The following is a 21819-nucleotide window of genomic DNA, read 5'->3' on the forward strand; positions in this document are numbered from 1 at the left end:
TTTTCTTCGTTAAGGACAACCATGTTTATTTTAAAACCGCTTCCCCTTGCCCTGTTTCTGGCAGGCGTGTCTGTTTCATCGGCCTGGTCTGCACAGCTTACGCAGCCGCTCTCGCTTAAAGAGGTCACCGTTTATCTGCGCGGTGCGAGTCTGCAAAGTGAAGAGGCGCTCAATCTCCCTGCCGGAGAGAGCGAAATTACCTTTACGCAGGTTGCCGATTCCGTGCTTCCTGACAGCATTGCCATTGCCATGGATAACGGCGTCACCGTACTTTCCTCGCGCGTCGCGCTGCAGGAAACACAATCCGGCGCGGACCTGTCCGACATCCAGCAGCAGCTTAACGCCGCCAGACAAGAAAAAGAGAAACTGACCGCCGAGAAAAACAATATCAACGCGCAAATTAAGGTGCTGGAAGCTAACCGTTCGTTAACCACCAAGAGCGCGGCGGAGGTGGGAAAATATCTGCAAATGGTCAAAGAAAAGAACGGCGAACTGTTGTTAGCCGCCGGTCAATTGACGCAGAAAATCAGCGATAAGCAAAGGGATATCGATAAGCTGGAGCTACGCGAAAGTATGAGCAAAGGCGAGTTGGGCGGCGAAAACGAACCGCAGGTGATTATCGCCAGAGTGTATGCCCCCAAAGCCGTCAGCTCCCGGGCAGTGGTGCGATATATGACCCGAGCCGCCTCATGGACGCCGCTCTACGATATTCACGCCAGCGCCATTAATCAACCGCTGCGGCTGGTCTATAAGGCCAGTATTCGCCAGTATACGGGGCTGGCGTGGAAGAACGTTAAGCTGGTGCTCTCCACCAGCGAGCCGAATACGCATCTGACGTTGCCGCGCATGGGGACGCAGTATGTGGATGTACGCGATGAAAGCAATGTAATCCAGGGTTATGCCTACGGCTCCGGCAGCGGCTCACTTGATGCGGCCTTCCAGGCACGAGAGGAAGCGACGGCTCGTAAGGACACTTATGCCGCCGAGAAAGCGGCAGTGGCGGCAAAAGCCGCCGCTGATAAAAAAGCAGCAGAAGCCGGTCGTCGTTATGCTGCCCCGGAAAAAGCGCCATCCCCAAGGCCCGCAGAAAACTTCACCGCATTAAACGTCCGTTATGCACTCACCCTTCCCTGGCAAATAGACAGCGATAACAACGCGCGTACGGTGGTGATTAAAGAAGAGTCCGTCTCCGGCAACTATCGCTTCTTTGCGATTCCGAAAATCAGCAATGACGCCTATTTGCAGGTGCAGATTAACGCGTGGGAAGATCTGAACCTGATCCCCGGCGAAAGCCAGATTTTCTTTGGCAACAACCGTACCGGAGTCGGTTATTTACAGCCGCCGGAAGATGGTAAATCACTGAACATTCAGCTTAATCGTGATCCGAAGCTGATTATCCAGCGTAAAACGGTGCAGAAGAAAGAGAATGCGGTCTCTATCTTTAACGACGATGCGATACGCAATTTCAGCTATTCCCTGAACGTGAAAAATAGCTATGCCGAAGCCGTGGATTTAACCCTTCTCGATCAAATCCCGGTCAGCGCCAACAGCGATATTACGGTGGAAAAAGTGCAGTATGGCCAGGCGCAGTACAACGCCAAAACCGGCGAGCTGAGCTGGAAACTGCATCTGGCGGGGAAAGAGAACGTCAGTTTGCCGTTCTCCTATACGGTGAAGTATCCGAAAAAAATCACGCCTTCAGGATTATAAATTCAGCGGGTGGCGTTAAACGCCACCCTATTCACGCTTAGCGCCTGTGCCCCCACAGCCACAGACCGATAATCGCCAGCGCAAACAGCACGCCAAAGCCAATGCCTACGCCAATGACCGGAATTCCTACCATCACCGCCAGCGAGTAAATTCCCAGCATAATCAGCATCGCGCTGTTTTCGCCAAGGTTCTGCACGGCGATAGCATTACCTGCGCCCACCGAGTGTTTGCCGATATCCTGAAGCAGCGCGTTTAGCGGCACGACAAAGAAACCGCCGCAAATCCCGATGACAAACAGCAGCGCATAGGCTGGCAAAATCGCGTGTTGCAGGGCGAAAATCGCTACCACCACACCAATCAACACGCCTGCAGGCATACAACGGGCGACGGTTTTCAGCGTCACCAGTTTGGCCGCTGCGCCTGCGCCGACCACAATCCCTACGGCGACCATGGCGTTAAGATACGTGGGCGTGGCGTTATCGGTAATGCCAAGCGCCACCGGTACCCACAGCACCAGCAGAAAACGCAGCGTTACGCCTGCGCCCCAGAACAGACTGGTCCCCAACAGCGAGAAACGCGCTTCGCCGTTGTGCCACAGGGTTTTGCAGGCGCTGAAGAAACTGTTGGTCATCGGGCGAAAACGCCAGGATTGCCCCGGACGCGCCGCCGCCAGCTTCGGAATAAACAGGTTCGCCACCACCGCGCCGCCGTAAGCGATAGCACAGGCCACCAGCGCCGCAATCACGTGCCAGTCGGCGAGCACGCCGCCCGCCACAGACCCCAGCAGTATGGCGGCAATGGTCGATGCTTCCATCAACCCGTTGGCTTTCACCAGCTTATCGCCGGTCGTCAGCTCGCCCAGAATGCCATACTTGGCCGGTGAGTAACCCGCCGCCCCAATGCCCACCAGCAGATAGCCGATGAACGGGTTTACGCCGAGACAAATGCTCGCCGCGCCAATCAGTTTCAGGCCGTTGGTCATCATCATGACGCGCCCTTTGGCAAAGCTATCTGCTATTTGCCCAACGAACGGCGCGAAAAGAATGTAAGCGCCCACAAACACCATCTGTAAAACCGGTTGACTCCAGTCGGGATAAAACTGCTGTTTCATCAACGCCAGCGTGGCAAACAGCAGAGCGTTATCACCGAACGCGGAGAGGAACTGGGCGGCAATCACCGCCATCATGCCCTTCGACCAGATAGAGGTGTTAGTGTGTACTGACTCACTCATTGTGCTGTTCTGCCTCTTCAACCATACCTTTGAGCGTCACGAAATCGGGCTTGCCGCTGCCCAATAGCGGCAGCTGTTTCAGCCAGCGGATATCGCGCGGCACTGCCAGCTCCGGTACGCCATGTGCCCGCGCGTACTGCAACAGTTTGTCGCGGGTCAGCTCATTATCGGTGGTAAACAGCACCAGCGCCTCCCCTTTGCTGGCATCCGTTTTCACGGCTGTGGCGTGCATTTTCTCTGGCGATACCGCCAGCGCGACCTGCTCGACCATTTCCAGCGACACCATTTCCCCGGCAATTTTTGCGAAACGTTTGGCACGGCCCTGAATTTGCACAAAGCCCTGTTCGTCAAAGGCGACAATATCGCCCGTGTCGTACCAGCCCTCTTCCAGCTCGCCGTGTTGATTCTCGGCGCTCGGTTTTTCCAGCACGCCAGGGTTCTCGACGCGCAGATAGCCGGTCATGATATTCGGCCCTTTCAACTGCAAACGTCCGCCTTTATCAATGCCAGGGATTGCCAGCAAACGCGCATCCATTCCAGGTAAAATGCGCCCCACAGTACCCGGCTTCGCCGCCATCGGCACGTTGATAGAAACCACCGGCGCACACTCCGTCACGCCGTAGCCTTCCAGAATGCGCAGGCCGAACTTGTCCTGCCACAGCTCTTTGGTACTTTGCTGCAGTTTTTCCGCCCCCGCCACCACGTAGCGCAGACGATAAAAATCATAGGGATTCGCGAATCGCGCATAGTGGCCAAGGAAGGTGGAAGTGCCAAACAGTACGGTACAGTTACGGTCATAAACCAGCTCCGGCACGATGCGGTAATGCAGCGGGCTCGGATAGAGGAAAACCTGCGCGCCGGTCAGCAGCGGCGTAAACAGCCCGACCGTCAGACCGAAGGAGTGAAACAGCGGCAGCGCGGACATAAAGCGATCGTTAGCGGTAAAGTCGGCGATGGTTTTAATCTGCTCGACGTTCGCCAGAATGCTTTTATGGCTGTGCACCACACCTTTCGGGTTGCCTTCGGAACCGGAGGTAAAGAGGATAATCGCCGGGTCTTCCGGTTTCTGTTCGACCTGCGCCAGGCGCGGCATCAGCAGGCGCGAGAAAATCCACAGTTTGTCCTGGGTGGTGACATCGCCTTTTAAATCTTCGAGGAACACCCAACGTACCTGAGTCAGCTGTTCGGTCAGGTGCCAGAGCTTGCCTTTATCAAGGAAGGTGCGCGAGGTAAATATCGTCTTCAGTTCCGCCGCGGTAATCGCGCTGGAAAGCCCCTTCACGCCTGCCGTGTAGTTCATCATCGCCGGAATACGCCCGCGCGCAATCGCGCCGAAAATCACCGCCGCGCTGATCCCCGCGTTCGGCAACATCAGGCCGATGCGTTCGCCTTTCCGGGTATATTTGTCGAGGATACGCGCCACAAACAGCGTTTTGGTCATCAGCTTGTGATAGCTGTCGGGCTGGAAATTAATGTCTTCCACGCACGGTTTTTTCGCGCCGTAGCGATATTGCGCCGTAATGAGTGACTCAAAGAGCGTTTCACGCGGACGCACTGCCATCCGCGCTTCCATCATGATTTGATGCAGCATTTCGCCCGCAATTTTGCGGCGATCGCGCGCGCGCGGCGCGTCCGGCATCTCAATGCGGGTCGGCGGCAATAAATGCAGCCGAATTTGCGGGAAGAGACGCTGTTTCACCAACCCTTTCAGGCGACTGAAATAGGTCAGTTCTGCCCCTTCAATACGTAACGGGATAATGGTCGCGCCCGATTTTGCCGCCACAAAGGCCGCGCCGTCGTAGATTTTCATCAGCGAACCAGACACTGAAATACGCCCTTCCGGGAAAATCACCACCGGTCGGCCCTGTTCAATCAGGCGCACCAGGTGTTTGATAGACATCGGTTTAGTCGGGTCGAGCGGCACAAAATCGATCAGTGGCGCAAGCCAGCGCATAAACCATTTTTGTGAAATTGAGGAGTAAACAGCAAACACCGGACGCACAGGCAGGAACAGCGCCAGCAAAATACCATCAATAAATGAGACATGGTTCGGGGTAATCAGCACCTTTGATTGCGTTAAAGCCGCTGTGTCGCCGGTCATCCTTACCCGAAACAGAACTTTAAAAAGCTGCCGAAAAAAACCAATAACCATACCAACTCCTTTTGCCAAAGTTTTCTCTGCAAGCAGGGTACATGAGAAAACAGCGGAAAAGCAGCAAACCCCAGTTTCTTGACAAAAAAAAACCTGCGCATCTGCGCAGGTTGGTGTAATTCAAGTCAGTCAACCTTGCGGATGACTTCACCTATCAATACCTCTGGGATAATCAGAGTAGCAATCCCGTTGCTGCTTTCTCCAGCACAGAACCGCAACAGCCCTTCGCAAAGTGTAAGCAAAAGTTTGTATTCGTTTTTTTAGAATCACTTAGTGCTTTTTCGTGCCATCGGGGCGATATCAAAGATCTTCCCCTCAAGCGTCTCCCGGCCTTGAACCTGTGCGAAATTTCCGTAACACTACAGTGGTGTAACCGTTTACCCATCAAAAAGGCAGTGTATGGCGACTATCAAAGATGTGGCTCGACTGGCTGGCGTCTCTGTCGCCACCGTCTCCCGCGTAATCAATAATTCCCCGAAAGCCAGCGATGCTTCTCGTCAGTCGGTTTCTTCGGCCATGGAAACACTCAACTATCATCCGAACGCCAACGCGCGTGCCCTGGCGCAGCAGTCAACGGAAACCGTGGGGCTGGTAGTAGGCGATGTGTCCGATCCCTTCTTTGGTGCCATGGTCAAAGCCGTTGAGCAGGTGGCTTACCACACCGGTAACTTTTTGCTGATCGGCAACGGCTATCACAACGAATTAAAAGAGCGTCAGGCCATCGAGCAATTGATTCGCCACCGCTGCGCGGCGCTGGTGGTGCACGCCAAAATGATCCCCGATGAGGAACTGATAGGGTTGATGAAACAAATGCCCGGCATGGTGCTGATTAACCGCATTTTACCCGGTTTCGAAAAACGCTGTGTGGCACTGGACGATCGCTATGGCGCATGGCTCGCGACGCGTCATTTGATTCAGCAGGGGCATACCAGGATTGGCTACATCTGCTCGAATCACGCGATTTCCGATGCGGAAGACCGCTTGCAGGGGTATTACGACGCGCTAAAAGAGAACGGGTTGCCGTGTAACGATCGGCTGGTCACCTTCGCCGAACCCGACGAAAGCGGCGGCGAGCAGGCAATGACCGAGCTACTGGGGCGCGGAAAGCAGTTCACCGCCGTCGCCTGCTATAACGACTCGATGGCAGCAGGCGCAATGGGCGTGCTCAATGATAACGGCATCGACGTGCCGCAGGAGATTTCGCTGATTGGTTTCGATGATGTGCTGGTCTCACGCTATGTGCGCCCGCGTCTGACCACCATTCGTTATCCGATTGTCACCATGGCAACGCAGGCAGCAGAACTGGCGCTGGCACTGGCGGAAAAACGTCCGGTGCCGGATGTCACCCACCTCTTCAGCCCGACGCTTGTGCGTCGCCATTCGGTGTCGGTGCCGGCAGAGAGCGATAAGGCATAGTGTTTCAGGCGGGTAGCACTGCGCTCTCCCGCCATATCCTTATATTATCCAACGAACATCCCGAGCACTTTTCCTAAAATCTCCTGTTTATGTATTGCCTCTCATTTCGCTTTCATCTTTGTATAAATAATAAATGCATTATTTTGTTAAGAAGGCTTCAACGTTATGGCTAACATTGTTTATCTCACCCTCAAGGGTGAAACTCAGGGACTAATCTCGGCAGGATGTTCTTCATTACAATCAGTGGGTAATAAGGCACAAGTCAGCCATGGTGATCAAATACTTGTTTACGCGCTCTCCCATTCAATAAGCAGAGTGCAAAACGTCAATCACCACGAGGTGATTATTGTTAAGCCTCTCGATAAGTCATCACCACTATTAGGTAAAGCCATCTCCGAAAACGAAACATTGGAATGTGAATTTGATATCTATCGCACCTCTCCTGAAGGACGTAATGAACGTTGTTACCAAATCAAACTCACCAAAGCCCATATAGCTAATATTGATTTTGTTATTCCACACTGCATTCTTGAACCCGGTGGAGAAATGCAGGAGAAGGTCGCCTTCTCCTACGAATCTATCAACTGGGACCACAATATTGCCGGCACCTGTGCATTTAGTTTTTGGCAAGATCGTATTCTTTAATATTTGGATATGGATTACTACATGGAGTGAGTACATGCTTAGAAATGATAATATGGGGGACTATTTAGGCGATATATTATCTGGACGGCAGCAGATCAACAGCCTTAATCCCGACCATGCATTTTTACAATCACTTCCGTTACTGGAAGAGATGATGGAAAATAATACAGAATATTTTCTGTTGCTGACTATTGATGAAGCCCAGGGTGTTGTAAATGATTTAATTGGCTATACCGATGATTTTATGTCATACCGAATGGGAGCAGGTAATATTAAAGATGCATGGGATGGTTTACGAAATACAACGTTACTCATGACCTGGCGAGATACAAATAAAATTTGTTTTAATCTCAGAGCTCTCTTCATCAAGGCTACGCCGTATCGCGTGAATGGGGTTGAGTACATCAAGATCAGCGGCTATCCAGGCCTGCGCAGAATACTTAACGGTACACGTTACCGGGCAAATAATCTCCAGATGCTGGAACTGGGGATTGGTAAGAGAGGGGTAAACTCAACCATTATAAATGGAGCTAAGTTTTGTATCTACTTCTCCTTAGCCTGGCGAGGAATAGAGTTGATTCTCAAATCAGAATATAACTTGGTTGACTTTATTGGTGATATTGCTATGGATAGCGCTAAAATAATAGCCTCCAGCATAGCTGCTTATATTACTTATGGAATATTAGGTTTAGCTAGCACCCCTGTAATAATCACAAGCTTATTTGTTATTGCAATAGGTGTTTATGTAAATATGCAGCTAAATATAATTGACACGCAATGTGGCTTTTCCAACAAGTTAAAAGAAAAAATAAAAGAGGCATTCAGAGAAAAAATGGCAATTGAAAGATGGCATAGAGAAAATTTCAATCATGAAAACTATTATTTATACCATTCAAAAAACTAAATCAATGATGGGACATAAAACAAACAATAAGTTCTCAAAGAAAACATTTATCTTGTGGGATAAAGCAAAAACCGGCCTTAGCGGTGTTATTATCAGTATAGTCTCCATACTCATACTGTATGACTATTCCACCACGCTGACAGCATACAAACTAACATCAATCTTTCATTACGGAGAAATCATTTATTTTAATACTGTCGATTTTTCATTATTAATGACGGTACCGGGATTTTGTTGCGGGTTTATTTTTGGCGTACTCACTATTATCTTTGGCGTTAAACGCCCCAAAAACGTTGAGTTTACGATGTGCATCGCCGCTTGCATAATGATCCCACTTTTAGTTTTGACACAGGTCGTCGGTTTTCTCGTCACCATCTGGCTCGGTGTATTCTCCCCCTACAAAACATGCGAACCAGAAGGCTTCAGGTATTACTACGTACGGGATATCGGAGATTGCCAACGTTTGAAGGGGGAAGAAACGCGCAAAGAGTGAGAAGGATAGCGTGTTATCCCAGGCCTCGCTGTACACGCACTTCCCTTCAAAAGCGTGATCCCGATAGTTATTTGCCGCGTTCTCAAAGCATATGCCCCTGAATGTCTGTGATAAACTGCGGAAATCACGTGGCATCAGGAACAGACAATGACAACAATGCTGGATGTCTCAATTCGCGCAGGCGTTTCAAAAGCAACGGTTTCCCGCGTTTTGAACGGCACAGGTCAGGTAAAAGAGAGCACCCGTCAGCAGGTGTTCAAAGCAATGGAAGAGTTGGGCTACCGGCCAAATTTTCTGGCGCGCTCACTGGCAAACCGCACCAGCAATAGCATTGGGCTGATTGTCTCAACCTTTGACGGCTTCTATTTTGGCCGCCTGTTACAGCAGGCATCACGCCAGACAGAAGTCTGGGGCAAGCAGTTGATTGTCGCCGACGGGCACGACGAACCAGAGCGAGAAAAGCAGGCGGTGCAGATGCTGGCCGATCGCCAGTGCGATGCGATTGTGCTCTACACCCGTTTTATGAGCGAAGAAACCATCATGTCGCTCATCGATTCCATTCCCATGCCGCTGGTGGTGATCAACCGCGACGTCAGCCAGGCGCGCGAGCGCTGCGTCTTCTTCGAACAGCAGGATGCCGCGTTTCAGGCAGTGGAGTACCTGATTTCCCAGGGCCATCGCGATATCGCCTGCCTCACGGTTCCCATCCACACGCCGACCGGGAAAGCGCGTTTAGAAGGGTATAAAAATGCGCTGGAAAAACATGGTATTGCGTGGGATCCGGCGAAGGTAAAATATGGCGATGCGGGTATGACCTGCGGCTTTGAGAAGTGCAATGAACTGCTGAACGAAAAGGTGCCATTCAGTGCGCTGTTTGCCTGTAACGATGATATGGCGCTGGGCGCGTCAAAAGCGCTGCATCAGGCGGGGCTACGTATTCCGCAGGATATTTCACTGTTTGGCTTCGATGACGCGCCGAGCGCGAAATGGCTGGAGCCGGGGCTGTCGACGGTTTATCTGCCGATCGATAACATGATTGTCACCGCTATCGATCAAGCCATTAAGCTCGCCAACGGCGAGCCGATTGAAACGATCCCGCCGTTTACCGGCACGCTGGTGTTACGTGATACGGTGACGACGGGGCCGTTTTACGCCAGTTCCAGCGCCAGCAGTTCCTGAATCGTCTGGCGGCGGCGAATCAAACGCGCCGCGCCATTTTCAAATAACACTTCCGGCAGCAGCGGGCGGCTGTTGTAATTCGATGACATCGACGCACCGTACGCACCGGTGTCGTGCAGCACCAGATAATCGCCCGGCTTCACCGCAGGCAAGGCGCGCGTTTCCACTTTTCCGCCTTCCTGCTGCGTAAAGACATCGCCCGACTCACACAGCGGACCGGCAACCACCGTTTCAATCAACGGTGCCTGGGACAGATCGCGCCCGTCAGCAGCGAGCGCTGAAATGTGGTGATAGCTGCCGTACATAGCCGGACGCATCAGGTCGTTAAACCCGGCATCGATCAGCACAAAGTGGCGGCTCCCCATCGCTTTCACGCTACGCACCTGCGCCACCAGCACGCCAGACTCCGCCACCAGGAAGCGACCCGGCTCGAGTTCCAGTTTTACCGGATGGCCCAGATGTTTGGCAATCTGCTCACGCGCACCGTTCCACAGACCATAGTAGTGATCGGTGTTGATCGCCTCTTCACCTTCACGATATGGAATAGACAGCCCGCCCCCCGCAGAGATCGCTTCCAGATCCTGGCCAAATTCAACAACCTGACGCACCATTGCGCCGCAAACCTGCTCCAGATGCGCATAATCCACGCCGGAACCGATGTGCATGTGAATGCCCACCAGTTTCAGCTGATAACGCTGAATCACTTCCAGCGCGGCTGGAAGATCGCTGTACCAGATACCGTGTTTGCTGTTTTCGCCGCCGGTGTTGGTTTTCTGGCTGTGACCGTGACCAAAGCCTGGATTCACGCGCAGCCACACGCGATGGCCTGGGGACACCTCACCCAGTTGCGCCAGCATATCGACGGAACCGGCGTTAACCGGGATCTGCAACTCATGCACGCGCGAAAGCGTCGCCTCGTCGATAGTGTCAGCGGTGAAAACGATATCATCAGAATCTGCACCCGGCTGATAGCCCGCTACCAGCGCGCGCTCAATCTCACCCAATGATACCGAATCAACCTTCACGCCCTGCTCGCGCATCAGACGCAGAATATGGATGTTCGAGCACGCTTTTTGAGCAAAACGCACGACGTCAAACTGGCTCAGTTTGGCAATCTGCTGGCGAATAATTTGCGCGTCATATACCCAGACCGGGCAGCCAAATTCAGCGGGCAGGTGCAGCAGATTTTCTGCGGTCAGGTCAGTGTCGGTACTGTTAAGCGGGCGTGGCATACAAGGCTCCGGTGTCAGATGTTGCTTTTTACCGATTACGCCACAGGATGAAGGGAATAAAAAATATCGTTTTATAGCGAGTCTATGCAAAAATGATATACATTCACACCAGGAGCCTCTCATGCCCGCCGTCAACCTGCGTCACATTGAAATCTTCCATGCGGTAATGACCGCCGGTAACCTGACGGAAGCCGCGCGCCTGCTGCACACCTCGCAGCCCACGGTCAGCCGCGAACTGGCGCGCTTTGAAAAAGTGCTCGGTTTGAAGCTCTTTGAACGCAGCCGTGGCCGCTTACATCCTACCGTGCAGGGGCTGAGGCTGTTTGAAGAGGTACAACGCTCCTGGTACGGGCTCGATCGCATCGTCAGCGCGGCGGAAAGCCTGCGCGAGTTTCGCCAGGGCGAGCTGTCGATTGTGTGCCTGCCGGTCTTTTCACAATCCTTTTTACCGTTGCTGATCCAGCCTTTTCTGGCGCGCTACCCGGATGTCAGCCTGCAAATTGTGCCGCAGGAGTCGCCGTTGCTGGAGGAGTGGCTCTCGGCGCAGCGCCATGATTTAGGGCTGACGGAAACGCTGCACACGCCCGCAGGGACTGAACGCACGCCGCTACTGACGCTCAACGAAGTCTGCGTTCTGCCGCAGGATCACCCACTGACCGCAAAAAGCGTACTGACGCCGGAAGATTTTCAGGGCGAGAACTACATCAGCCTGTCGCGCACCGACAGCTATCGCCAGCTGCTGGATACATTATTCAACGAGCATCAGGTGAAACGGAGAATGGTGGTAGAAACCCACAGCGCGGCGTCAATTTGTGCGATGGTGCGGGCAGGCGCGGGAATTTCAGTGGTTAACCCGTTCACCGCGCTGGATTACGTTAATAGCGGTGTGGTGATCCGCCGTTTCAGTAAAGATGTGCCTTTTACCGTGAGCCTGATTCGCCCGCTCCACCGGCCCGGTTCGGCGCTGGTTGAGGCATTTACGCAGCATATGCAGGCAAACCTGGGCGTGATTACCGATACGTTGAATAAGGTTCTCGCGCCGTAAGGAGATGCCGGATGGCGGCAATCTTGTAGGCCCGGTAAGCGAAGCGTCACCGGGCATTAAGGCTCAGGAGAGCATGAAATCCACCGCATCAGCGGCGTGGATCGCCGCCGTATCGAACACCGGCAGCGGGCTGAGTTCCGCAGGCACCAGCAGCCCAATTTCGGTGCAGCCGAAAATCACGCCCTGCGCGCCCTGCGCTTTCAGTGCCGAAATCACCTCAAGATAATAGTCACGTGACGCCTCGCTGAAGATGCCAAGGCACAGCTCATCAAAGATTATCTGGTTGATACGCGCGCGGTCGTCGCTGTCCGGGATCGGCGTGCTGATGGCAAATTCCTGTTGCAGACGGCCGCGATAGAAATCCTGTTCCATGGTGTAGCGCGTGCCCAGCAGCGCAACATTACTCATTCCGGCTTTCTGGATTGCGCGTCCGGTCGCATCGGCAATGTGCAGGAATGGCACAGTCACAGCGTGCTCAATTTGATCCGCCACTTTGTGCATGGTATTGGTACACAGCACAATCCCTTCCGCGCCGGCCTGCTCCAGCCCTTTTGCCGCCTGCGCCAGAATGTCGCCCGCGCGCTGCCAGTCTCCGCTCGACTGACAGGCTTCAATCTCATGGAAATCAACGCTGTGCAGCAGTATTTGCGCCGAATGTAGCCCACCCAGACGCTGCTTTACGCCTTCATTAATCAGCCGATAATAGGGAATTGTCGATTCCCAGCTCATGCCGCCTAACAGACCAATCGTTTTCATTTTTATGCCTCGGTTTTTCGCGTGCCTTCCAGTGAAGCAAACTTGTGATCAACTTTCCACTTCTCCAGCAGCCGATTTCTTTTTCACGCATTCTGAGATAAGTTAAATGAAACATTGTTTCAACTTACTACAGGACTGCCTGATGTTTATTTTTCATAAAGAGACCACCCTTGAAGACCTGGGTAACGGCGTCACCCGTCGTATCCTCGCCCATGATGGCAAGATGATGGCGGTAGAGGTCAACTTTGAGCAAGGCGCCGTTGGCCCGCTGCATAACCACCCGCACGAGCAGTTGACCTACGTGCTTTCCGGTGAATTTGAGTTCACTATCGGCGACGAAAAACACGTCGTGCGCGCAGGCGACACGCTGTATAAAAAACCGGAAATTATGCACGGTTGTGTTTGCCTGCAAGCCGGTACGCTGCTGGATACCTTTACCCCGATGCGCCAGGATTTCCTCAAAGACTAATATTTTCACACCGCCAAAAGCCTTCGTTAAGCGAGGGCTTTTTTTTACTTCAAATAAGTAAGCATTAGCCTGTTAACCATTAATGGAACCACTAATTTCAGCCGGTTAGTGCGTGATTTCTCTTATCTACTTCCATACCACCTTAGTAGAAACACCACCCACCTCACTTAATTGAAACATCGTTTCGACTTCGATCACATTTCCATCATTAAACGCATGACGCGGAAACAAATAGCAATAAAATAAAATTAAAACGGTGTTTTACTAATCACGCGTTACAAAACGTCAGAGTTGAAACAGCAAAACGCCACCAATGGAATGAGTAGTAAAAAAGTCTTACACAACATTTATTTACAGGGAAGGATCGTATGACCGACACCAAGCTAACACCGTGAATTCCGCGCCCCGTGCCCCTCGTGTGGAGCGATGACCGAACCTCAATCCGTTTTACAAACTTGTTTGCCAGGTAGGTATCTATGAATGAAAACAGAATGCTGGGTTTGGCCTGGATTTCGCCCTATATCATTGGGTTGATAATCTTTACGGCCTTCCCGTTTGTGTCATCTTTCTTTCTCAGTTTTACTGAGTACGACTTGATGAGTCCGCCGGTATTTAACGGCATTGAGAACTATCGCTATATGTTTACCGAAGATACGCTCTTCTGGAAATCAATGGGCGTAACGTTCGCGTATGTATTTTTGACCATTCCGCTGAAGCTCGCTTTCGCCCTTGGCATTGCGTTTGTTCTGAACTTTAAATTACGTGGCATCGGGTTCTTCCGTACCGCCTATTATATTCCGTCCATTCTTGGCAGCTCCGTGGCCATCGCCGTGCTGTGGCGCGCCCTGTTTGCCATCGACGGCCTGCTGAACAGCTTCCTCGGCGTGTTCGGTTTTGATGCCATTAACTGGCTCGGCGAGCCGTCTCTGGCGCTGATGTCCGTTACGCTGCTGCGTGTCTGGCAGTTCGGTTCCGCGATGGTTATCTTCCTGGCCGCACTGCAAAACGTTCCGCAATCGCAGTACGAAGCCGCGATGATCGATGGCGCGTCTAAATGGCAGATGTTTATGAAAGTGACCGTGCCGCTGATTACGCCGGTTATCTTCTTCAACTTCATCATGCAAACCACCCAGGCGTTCCAGGAGTTTACCGGCCCGTACGTGATTACCGGCGGCGGCCCAACTTACTCCACGTACCTGTTCTCGCTCTACATCTACGACACCGCGTTTAAATACTTCGATATGGGTTATGGCGCAGCGCTGGCGTGGGTTCTGTTCCTGGTCGTCGCGGTCTTCGCCGCCATCGCCTTTAAGTCTTCAAAATACTGGGTGTTCTACTCCGCCGATAAGGGAGGCAAAAATGGCTGATATTCAACAAATCGACGAAGCAAGAAGCATCGCTGAACGTGAGGTTGCCCGCACCCTGAGACGCGAGAAGATTAACGCCTGGATTCGCTATACCATCCTGCTGTTTGTCGGCCTGCTGATGCTTTACCCGCTGGCGTGGATGTTCTCGGCGTCGTTCAAACCGAACCACGAGATCTTCACCACCCTGGGTCTTTGGCCAGCAAACGCCACCTGGGAAGGGTTTATCAACGGCTGGAAAACTGGTACCGAATACAACTTCGGCCATTACATGCTAAACACCTTCAAGTATGTGATCCCGAAAGTAATTCTGACCATTATCTCTTCCACTATCGTGGCCTACGGCTTTGCCCGCTTCGAGATTCCGTGGAAGAAATTCTGGTTTGCCACGCTCATCACCACCATGCTGCTGCCGAGCACCGTACTGCTGATTCCTCAGTACCTGATGTTCCGTGAAATGGGCATGCTGAACAGCTACATGCCGCTGTATCTGCCGCTGGCATTCGCCACGCAGGGGTTCTTCGTCTTCATGCTGATTCAGTTCCTGCGCGGTGTACCGCGTGACATGGAAGAAGCGGCGCAGATTGATGGCTGTAACTCCTTCCAGGTGCTGTGGTACGTGGTGGTGCCGATTCTGAAACCGGCCATTATCTCCGTCGCACTGTTCCAGTTCATGTGGTCCATGAACGACTTTATCGGCCCGCTGATCTACGTCTACAGCGTCGATAAGTACCCGATTGCACTGGCACTGAAAATGTCCATCGACGTCACCGAAGGTGCGCCGTGGAACGAAATTCTGGCAATGGCGAGCATCTCCATTCTGCCATCCATCATTGTGTTCTTCCTGGCTCAACGCTACTTCGTACAGGGCGTGACCAGCAGCGGAATTAAAGGTTAAGAGGGATATATCATGGCTGAAGTGATTTTCAACAAACTGGAAAAAGTGTACTCCAACGGCTTCAAAGCGGTACATGGTATCGACCTTAAAATTGCTGAAGGCGAATTTATGGTGATCGTTGGCCCATCGGGCTGCGCCAAATCCACCACCCTGCGTATGCTGGCCGGGCTGGAAACCATCAGCGGTGGCGAAGTGCGCATCGGCGAGAAAGTGGTGAATAACCTCGCGCCGAAAGAGCGTGGCATTGCGATGGTGTTCCAGAACTACGCGCTTTATCCGCACATGACCGTGCGCGAGAACCTGGCGTTCGGCCTGAAGCTGAGCAAAATGCCGAAAGATCAAATCGACAGGCAGGTCGATGAAGCGGCGAAAATTCTTGAGCTGGATGAACTGCTGGACAGGCTGCCGCGCCAGCTCTCCGGCGGCCAGGCACAGCGTGTGGCCGTAGGCCGCGCGATTGTGAAAAAGCCAGACGTGTTCCTGTTCGATGAACCGCTCTCCAACCTTGACGCCAAACTGCGTGCATCGATGCGCATCCGTATTTCTGACCTGCATAAGCAGTTGAAGAAATCGGGCAAACCGGCGACCACCGTTTACGTCACCCACGATCAGACCGAAGCGATGACCATGGGCGACCGTATCTGCGTCATGAAGCTGGGTCACATCATGCAGGTCGATACGCCGGATAACCTCTACCACAAGCCGAAAAACATGTTCGTCGCGGGCTTTATCGGCGCACCGGAAATGAACATTCGCGCCAGCAAACTGGTGGATAAAGAGGGACACCTCTATCTGACCATCGGTGACGAGTTCCTGCCGCTGAGCAACGTGTTAGAGCAGAAACTGGCGGGCCATAAAAATGAAGATGTGTTCTACGGTATTCGCCCGGAATTCGTGTCGGTGGCGGACGAACCGTTTGCTGAAGGCGGCTGTACCGGCGAGATGGTTCGCGTTGAAAACATGGGCCATGAGTTCTTCGTTTACCTGAAAGTAGCCAACTACGAACTGACGGCACGCATTCCATCGGATGAAGCTAAGCCAATGATTGATAAAGGGCTTAACCGTAAAGTGTACTTTAAGTTTGATATGAATAAGTGTCATATCTTTGACGCAAAAACAGAACAGAACCTCTCTCTTTAATGGAGTATTAAAATGAAAAAAGTGCTTTTAAGCGCAGCAATCTCCACCATTTTGGGGCTGACTGCTTTACCCTCAATGGCAAAAGATGTGGATTTACGTATGTCCTGGTGGGGCGGTAATGGCCGTCACCAGGTCACTCTGAAGGCGCTGGAAGAGTTCCATAAACAGAACCCTGACATCAACGTTAAAGCGGAATATACCGGCTGGGATGGTCACCTCTCCCGTCTGACCACCCAGATTGCGGGCGGTACCGAACCGGATGTGATGCAAACCAACTGGAACTGGTTGCCGATTTTCTCCAAAACGGGCGATGGCTTCTACGACCTGAATAAAATGAAAGATGTCATCGACCTGAGCCAGTTCGATGCCAAAGAGCTGCAAACCACCACGGTGAACGGCAAGCTGAACGGCATTCCGATTTCCGTGACCGCGCGCGTGTTCTACTTCAACGATGAAACGTGGAAAAAAGCCGGCGTGGAGTACCCGAAAACCTGGGACGCGCTGATGGAAGCGGGAAAAACCTTCGAAAGCAAACTGGGTAAGCAGTACTACCCGGTGGTGCTTGAGCATCAGGATACGCTGGCGCTGCTGAACTCGTATATGGTGCAGAAGTACAACACGGCCGCCATTGACGAACAGACCAAAAAACTGGCCTGGAGCAAAGACCAATGGAACGAGTTTTTCCAGATGTACAAAAAGCTCATCGACAGCCACGTGATGCCGGATACCAAGTACTACGCCTCTTTCGGTAAGAGCAACATGTACGAAATGAAACCGTGGATCCAGGGCGAATGGGGTGGAACCTACATGTGGAACTCCACCATCAACAAATATTCCGACAACCTGAAGCCGCCAGCAAAACTGGAGCTGGGTAACTATCCGATGCTGGAAGGCGCAACCGACGCGGGCCTGTTCTTCAAACCGGCGCAGATGCTCTCTATCGGTAAGTCGACGAAAAACCCGGAAGCGGCAGCGAAGTTGATCAACTTCCTGCTGAACAACAAAGAAGCGGTCGATACGCTGGGCCTGGAGCGCGGCGTGCCCCTGAGCAAGGCAGCGGTGAAATTCCTGACCGAAGACGGCATCATCAAAGAGGATGATCCGGCGGTATCCGGCCTGCGTCTGGCGCAGTCTCTGCCGACCAAACTGAGCGTGTCGCCGTACTTTGATGACCCGCAGATCGTCGCCCAGTTCGGCACCACGCTGCAATACATCGATTATGGTCAGAAATCCGTGGAAGAGGCTGCCACAGACTTCCAGCGCCAGGCGGAACGTATTCTGCGTCGCGCCATGCGTTAATCCCCACCGTGTCTCTCAATACCCTGGCGCTTCGGCGGCGGGGTATTTTTTTATCAGGAGCTGATTGATGAAAGGTAAAATCATCCCGCTAAATTTCCGTTCACAGCCGGACCACGAAACGGGGCATGAGGTTATTCGCCTGACGCCGCCGCATATTATTTGTCACCGCAACTACTTCTATCAAAAGTGCTTTACCCGCGATGGCAACAAACTCATTTTTGGCGGTGCGTTTGAAGGGCACTGGAATTACTACCTGCTGGACCTTGAAGCGCAGCACGCTACGCAGTTAACGGACGGCGAAGGCGATAACACCTTCGGCGGCTTCCTTTCCGCAGACGACCAGGCGCTATGGTATGTCAAAAACAGCCGCCAGCTAAGGCGCGTTGATCTCGATTCGCTGGAAGAGCAGGTGATTTACGAAGTCGATGACGCCTGGGTGGCCTATGGAACATGGGTCGCCAACAGCGACTGTACCCAGCTTGTCGGCATCGAAATCAAAAAAAGCGACTGGCAGCCGCTGACCGACTGGGGCAAATTCCGCGATTTCTACTTTACGCAGCCGGAGTGCCGCCTGATCAACATCGACCTGAAAACGGGTGCACAGCGCACTATTTTGCAGGAGAAGCGCTGGCTGGGGCATCCGATTTACCGCCCGTTTGATGATAATACCGTGGCGTTCTGCCACGAAGGCCCACGCGATGCGATCGATGCGCGCATGTGGCTCATCAATGCCGACGGCACTAACCTGCGCAAGGTTCGCCAGCATCAGCCAGGGGAAAGTTTTACCCATGAATTCTGGGTGCCGAATGGCTCCGCGCTTTATTACGTGGCGCATCAGGAGAACGCACCGCAGCGCTATTTATATCGCGCCGATCCGGCAACGCTTGAGAATACGCTGCTGATGGCGATCCCACCCTGCTCTCACCTGATGAGTAATCATGACGGCTCGCTCGTTGTGGGCGACGGTGCGCCGCATAACGGTAGTAACGATCCGTTTATCTGGGTGTTTGATATTCACAGCGGGGAGCAGAAAGCGGTCTGTCAGCATAACAGTAGCTGGAAGGTGCTGGACGGAGACCGCCAGGTGACGCATCCGCACCCTTCGTTTTCACAGGACAATCAATGGGTGCTGTATACATCGGATGTAGAGGGAATGCCGGCGCTGTATTTGGCGAAGGTGTAAACCCTCACCCTAACCCTCTCCCTCAGGGAGAGGGAACCGACTGTGCACAATTGTTACTTCTCGGCCTCCCAGTGGGTATAGCTACTTCTCCCTCTCCCTGTGGGAGAGGGCCGGGGTGAGGGCATCAGCGCGCACTCACCCCAACTGTCCTTCACACCCCAATATCGCGCAGCTTCTCTCCTGCCATCAGTTTGCGTTCGATATGCTCCAGCGTGACATTTTTGGTTTCCGGTATCAGCCAGAACGTGATACCGATAAAGGCAATATTCAGCCCGGTATAGAGCCAGAACGTACCTGCCGCGCCGATGCTGTCGAGCAGTGTCAGGAAGGTCGCGCCGATAATCATATTGGAGACCCAGTTGGTTGTGGTGGAACAGGTAATACCAAAGTCGCGGCATTTCAGCGGCTGAATTTCAGAACACAGGATCCACACCACCGGCGCGGCACTCATCGCATAACCGGCAATGCACATCATGGTCATGCCAACCGACAACCATGAAAGCCCGCTTCCCGCCGTGCCGTTATCGAACTGCATCAGGCAGTAGCCCAGCACCAGCGTACCCAGCGCCATCACGCTAAAACCAATCTTCAGCGCCGGTTTACGCCCGGCTTTATCCACCATAAAGATGGCGATAAAGGTGGCAAACATAAAGGTCAACCCGACGACCAGCGTCGCCAGCATCTGCTGTTCCGTGGTGGTGAAACCCGCCATTTTGAAGATGCGCGGCGCGTAATACATGATGATGTTCATCCCGGTAAACTGCTGCATCGCCTGCAATAGCATACCGAGGAACACCGCGCGGCGTACGTTACGGTTAGCTTTAAACAGCTTCCAGCCGCCCTGCTTCAGCTTCAGGCTTTCGCGAATTTCATTCAGCTCTTCACGCGCTTTTTCAGAGGTATCGCGCAGCATACGCAACACTTCTTCTGCTTCGATATGCCGCCCTTTCTCCGCCAGCCAGCGCGGGCTGTTCGGCAGGAAGACCACCAGTACAATCAGGATCACCGCCGGCAACGCCAGCACGCCAAGCATCGCGCGCCAGTTACCGGTGTAGCTGAATGCGGTATCCGAGAGGAACGCCAGCACAATGCCCAGGGTGACCATCAACTGATACATGCTGATCATCTTACCGCGCACGTTTTCGCTCGCCATTTCAGAGAGATAAAGCGGTGCAGTGTAAGAGGCAATCCCCACCGCGACGCCCAACAGCACACGCGCCGCAATCAGAATTTCCACACTGCTGGCCAGCGCAGAGCCCAGCGACCCCAACACGAACAGTACCGCCGCCGCCATCAGGCTGTATTTACGCCCAAGCCGGAAAGAGAGCCAGCCGTTAAACAGCGCACCCAGCGCCGCGCCGAGCATCATGCTGCTGACCACCCACTCCTGCAAACGGCTGCTCAGGGCAAAGTGGTCAGTGATAAAGGGCAGCGCCCCGGCAATCACCCCAATATCTAAACCAAACAACAGACCGGCAACCGCCGCAGAAACGGAGACAAACAGATTCATTCGCCGCGTATCGCGCAGCGAGCGTGGAGACACAACTGAATCACTATTTAAGGTAACCATCTTTTCCTGCCTGCACTGTATAAAACATTCCCTGAACATACGGGATTTCTATAGAAATACGTCAGGCGGTTCATCGCGTAGATATGGATTAAATAGCTGCACATATCGGTTATGTGATGGACATTACAATTTTAAAATTGGCGCGTATTTCATCAATTATTTTTAATTGTCTGTTTTTAAATAAATTTATTATTAATGATTTCAATATGGAAATAATCACATGGATAAATCAATTTATGCGATATGGATTGATGTGATTAACAGGCAAAAAAAACCCTGCCGCGAAGCAGGGTTCTTACCGCTAACCCGAAATTAGCGAGCCAGCCAACCGCCATCCACCGCGACGGTGTAGCCATTGATGTAATCGGATGCGCTGGAAGCCAGGAAAACAATCGGCCCCATCAGATCGCTCGGCAGACCCCAACGACCTGCCGGGATACGGTCGAGGATCGCCGCACTACGCTCTTCATCCGCACGCAGTTGCTGGGTGTTGTTGGTCGCCATGTAGCCCGGCGCGATAGCGTTAACGTTGATGTTATGTTTCGCCCACTCGTTGGCCATCAGGCGAGTTACGCCCATCACGCCGCTTTTAGATGCGGTGTAAGACGGCACGCGGATCCCGCCCTGGAAGGAGAGCATGGAAGCGATATTGATAATTTTGCCGCCTTTGCCCTGCGCGATGAAGTGTTTCGCCGCCGCCTGAGACATAAAGAACACGCTCTTGATGTTCAGGTTCATCACGTCGTCCCAGTCTTTTTCGCTGAAGTCGATAGCATCTTCACGACGAATCAGACCAGCGTTGTTGACCAGGATATCGATATGGCCGAATTCCGCTACCGCACGATCAAGCAGCGCCGGAATGCCGTCGATGGAACGCAGATCGGCAGTCAGGCTCAGAAAGCGACGACCCAGCGCGGTGACGCGCTCGATGGTCTCAGCCGGCTCAACGATGTTGATACCCACGATGTCGCAGCCCGCTTCCGCGAGGCCAACCGCCATACCCTGGCCCAGGCCGGTATCACAACCGGTGACGACGGCAACTTTACCCTGTAACGAAAATGCATCTAAAATCATGTTAAATTCCTTATTGATTGCGCCTGTTCGCGACAGGCATTATTTCTTTTGCTGCCCGC

The 21819-nt window shown here is 52.8% G+C and carries 19 protein-coding genes; 13 read left to right on the forward strand and 6 right to left on the reverse strand.

The features are described from left to right. Window positions 1–21: 21 nt before the first annotated feature. On the forward strand, window positions 22–1710 hold the full coding sequence (locus ACWWFX_RS03425; protein WP_473223218.1) for a DUF4139 domain-containing protein: 1689 nt from the start codon (window positions 22–24) through the stop codon (window positions 1708–1710). A 37-nt stretch (window positions 1711–1747) separates the two neighbouring features. Here the strand turns inward: ACWWFX_RS03425 and lplT are convergent, their stop codons facing one another. Then, window positions 1748–2941, reverse strand: a complete 1194-nt coding sequence (lplT, locus tag ACWWFX_RS03430; RefSeq protein ID WP_015963192.1) for a lysophospholipid transporter LplT — start codon at window positions 2939–2941, stop codon at window positions 1748–1750. Beyond that, window positions 2934–5093, reverse strand: a complete 2160-nt coding sequence (gene aas / locus ACWWFX_RS03435; RefSeq protein WP_473223219.1) for a bifunctional acyl-ACP--phospholipid O-acyltransferase/long-chain-fatty-acid--ACP ligase — start codon at window positions 5091–5093, stop codon at window positions 2934–2936. The genes lplT and aas overlap by 8 nt, the downstream gene beginning before the upstream one ends. A 399-nt stretch (window positions 5094–5492) precedes the next feature. Here aas and galR point away from each other — a divergent pair, with 399 nt between their 5' ends. The 5 genes from galR (at window position 5493) to ACWWFX_RS03460 (ending at window position 9730) form a co-directional block, all read left to right on the forward strand. Beyond that, a complete protein-coding gene (gene galR, locus ACWWFX_RS03440) occupies window positions 5493–6509 on the forward strand; it encodes an HTH-type transcriptional regulator GalR (protein WP_276224492.1) in 1017 nt (338 codons plus the stop codon). 165 nt (window positions 6510–6674) lie between these two features. Then, the gene (locus ACWWFX_RS03445; protein WP_473223221.1) at window positions 6675–7154 is read left to right on the forward strand and encodes an Hcp family type VI secretion system effector; all 480 of its coding nucleotides are present in this window, start codon (window positions 6675–6677) and stop codon (window positions 7152–7154) included. Window positions 7155–7188: 34 nt separating this feature from the next. Continuing rightward, complete coding sequence (locus tag ACWWFX_RS03450) at window positions 7189–8058, forward strand: hypothetical protein (RefSeq protein WP_473223222.1); 870 nt, start codon at window positions 7189–7191, stop codon at window positions 8056–8058. Next, window positions 8024–8551 (forward strand): hypothetical protein, encoded by a 528-nt coding sequence (locus tag ACWWFX_RS03455; RefSeq protein ID WP_473223223.1) that lies wholly within the window; start codon window positions 8024–8026, stop codon window positions 8549–8551. Before ACWWFX_RS03450 ends, ACWWFX_RS03455 begins: the two co-directional genes overlap by 35 nt. 147 nt (window positions 8552–8698) lie before the next feature. Then, complete coding sequence (locus tag ACWWFX_RS03460; RefSeq protein WP_456146333.1) at window positions 8699–9730, forward strand: LacI family DNA-binding transcriptional regulator; 1032 nt, start codon at window positions 8699–8701, stop codon at window positions 9728–9730. Here ACWWFX_RS03460 and lysA read toward each other — a convergent pair. Beyond that, window positions 9700–10962, reverse strand: a complete 1263-nt coding sequence (gene lysA, locus ACWWFX_RS03465; protein WP_473223224.1) for a diaminopimelate decarboxylase — start codon at window positions 10960–10962, stop codon at window positions 9700–9702. The two genes, ACWWFX_RS03460 and lysA, sit on opposite strands and share 31 nt — an antisense overlap. A gap of 121 nt (window positions 10963–11083) precedes the next feature. Here lysA and ACWWFX_RS03470 point away from each other — a divergent pair, with 121 nt between their 5' ends. Then, window positions 11084–12007, forward strand: coding sequence for a LysR family transcriptional regulator (locus ACWWFX_RS03470; RefSeq protein WP_276224503.1), 924 nt, complete (start codon window positions 11084–11086; stop codon window positions 12005–12007). Window positions 12008–12070: 63 nt separating this feature from the next. Here the strand turns inward: ACWWFX_RS03470 and ACWWFX_RS03475 are convergent, their stop codons facing one another. Continuing rightward, the gene (locus ACWWFX_RS03475; RefSeq protein ID WP_276224505.1) at window positions 12071–12763 is read right to left on the reverse strand and encodes an aspartate/glutamate racemase; all 693 of its coding nucleotides are present in this window, start codon (window positions 12761–12763) and stop codon (window positions 12071–12073) included. A gap of 142 nt (window positions 12764–12905) precedes the next feature. On the opposite strand from ACWWFX_RS03475, the gene ACWWFX_RS03480 reads away from it, so the two are divergent. The 6 genes from ACWWFX_RS03480 (at window position 12906) to ACWWFX_RS03505 (ending at window position 19116) form a co-directional block, all read left to right on the forward strand. Beyond that, complete coding sequence (locus tag ACWWFX_RS03480; RefSeq protein ID WP_276224507.1) at window positions 12906–13232, forward strand: cupin domain-containing protein; 327 nt, start codon at window positions 12906–12908, stop codon at window positions 13230–13232. Between the two features lie 476 nt (window positions 13233–13708). Then, the gene (locus ACWWFX_RS03485) at window positions 13709–14599 is read left to right on the forward strand and encodes a carbohydrate ABC transporter permease (protein ID WP_108475941.1); all 891 of its coding nucleotides are present in this window, start codon (window positions 13709–13711) and stop codon (window positions 14597–14599) included. Beyond that, window positions 14592–15494 (forward strand): carbohydrate ABC transporter permease, encoded by a 903-nt coding sequence (locus ACWWFX_RS03490; protein WP_276224509.1) that lies wholly within the window; start codon window positions 14592–14594, stop codon window positions 15492–15494. Before ACWWFX_RS03485 ends, ACWWFX_RS03490 begins: the two co-directional genes overlap by 8 nt. Window positions 15495–15506: 12 nt before the next feature. Then, window positions 15507–16634, forward strand: a complete 1128-nt coding sequence (locus ACWWFX_RS03495) for an ABC transporter ATP-binding protein (RefSeq protein WP_276224511.1) — start codon at window positions 15507–15509, stop codon at window positions 16632–16634. A 12-nt stretch (window positions 16635–16646) separates the two neighbouring features. Then, on the forward strand, window positions 16647–17933 hold the full coding sequence (locus ACWWFX_RS03500) for an ABC transporter substrate-binding protein (protein ID WP_276224513.1): 1287 nt from the start codon (window positions 16647–16649) through the stop codon (window positions 17931–17933). 67 nt (window positions 17934–18000) lie between these two features. After that, a complete protein-coding gene (locus ACWWFX_RS03505) occupies window positions 18001–19116 on the forward strand; it encodes an oligogalacturonate lyase family protein (RefSeq protein WP_473223225.1) in 1116 nt (371 codons plus the stop codon). 151 nt (window positions 19117–19267) lie between these two features. On the opposite strand, the gene araE is transcribed toward ACWWFX_RS03505, so the two are convergent. After that, window positions 19268–20686 carry an arabinose-proton symporter AraE gene (araE, locus tag ACWWFX_RS03510; RefSeq protein ID WP_456146339.1) on the reverse strand — a complete coding sequence of 473 codons (1419 nt, stop codon included), beginning with the start codon at window positions 20684–20686 and terminating at the stop codon, window positions 19268–19270. 312 nt (window positions 20687–20998) lie between these two features. After that, complete coding sequence (gene kduD / locus ACWWFX_RS03515) at window positions 20999–21760, reverse strand: 2-dehydro-3-deoxy-D-gluconate 5-dehydrogenase KduD (RefSeq protein WP_015963173.1); 762 nt, start codon at window positions 21758–21760, stop codon at window positions 20999–21001. Window positions 21761–21819 lie beyond the last annotated feature (59 nt).

The sequence above is a fragment of the Pseudocitrobacter sp. 2023LY-00077 genome, assembly GCF_055796175.1.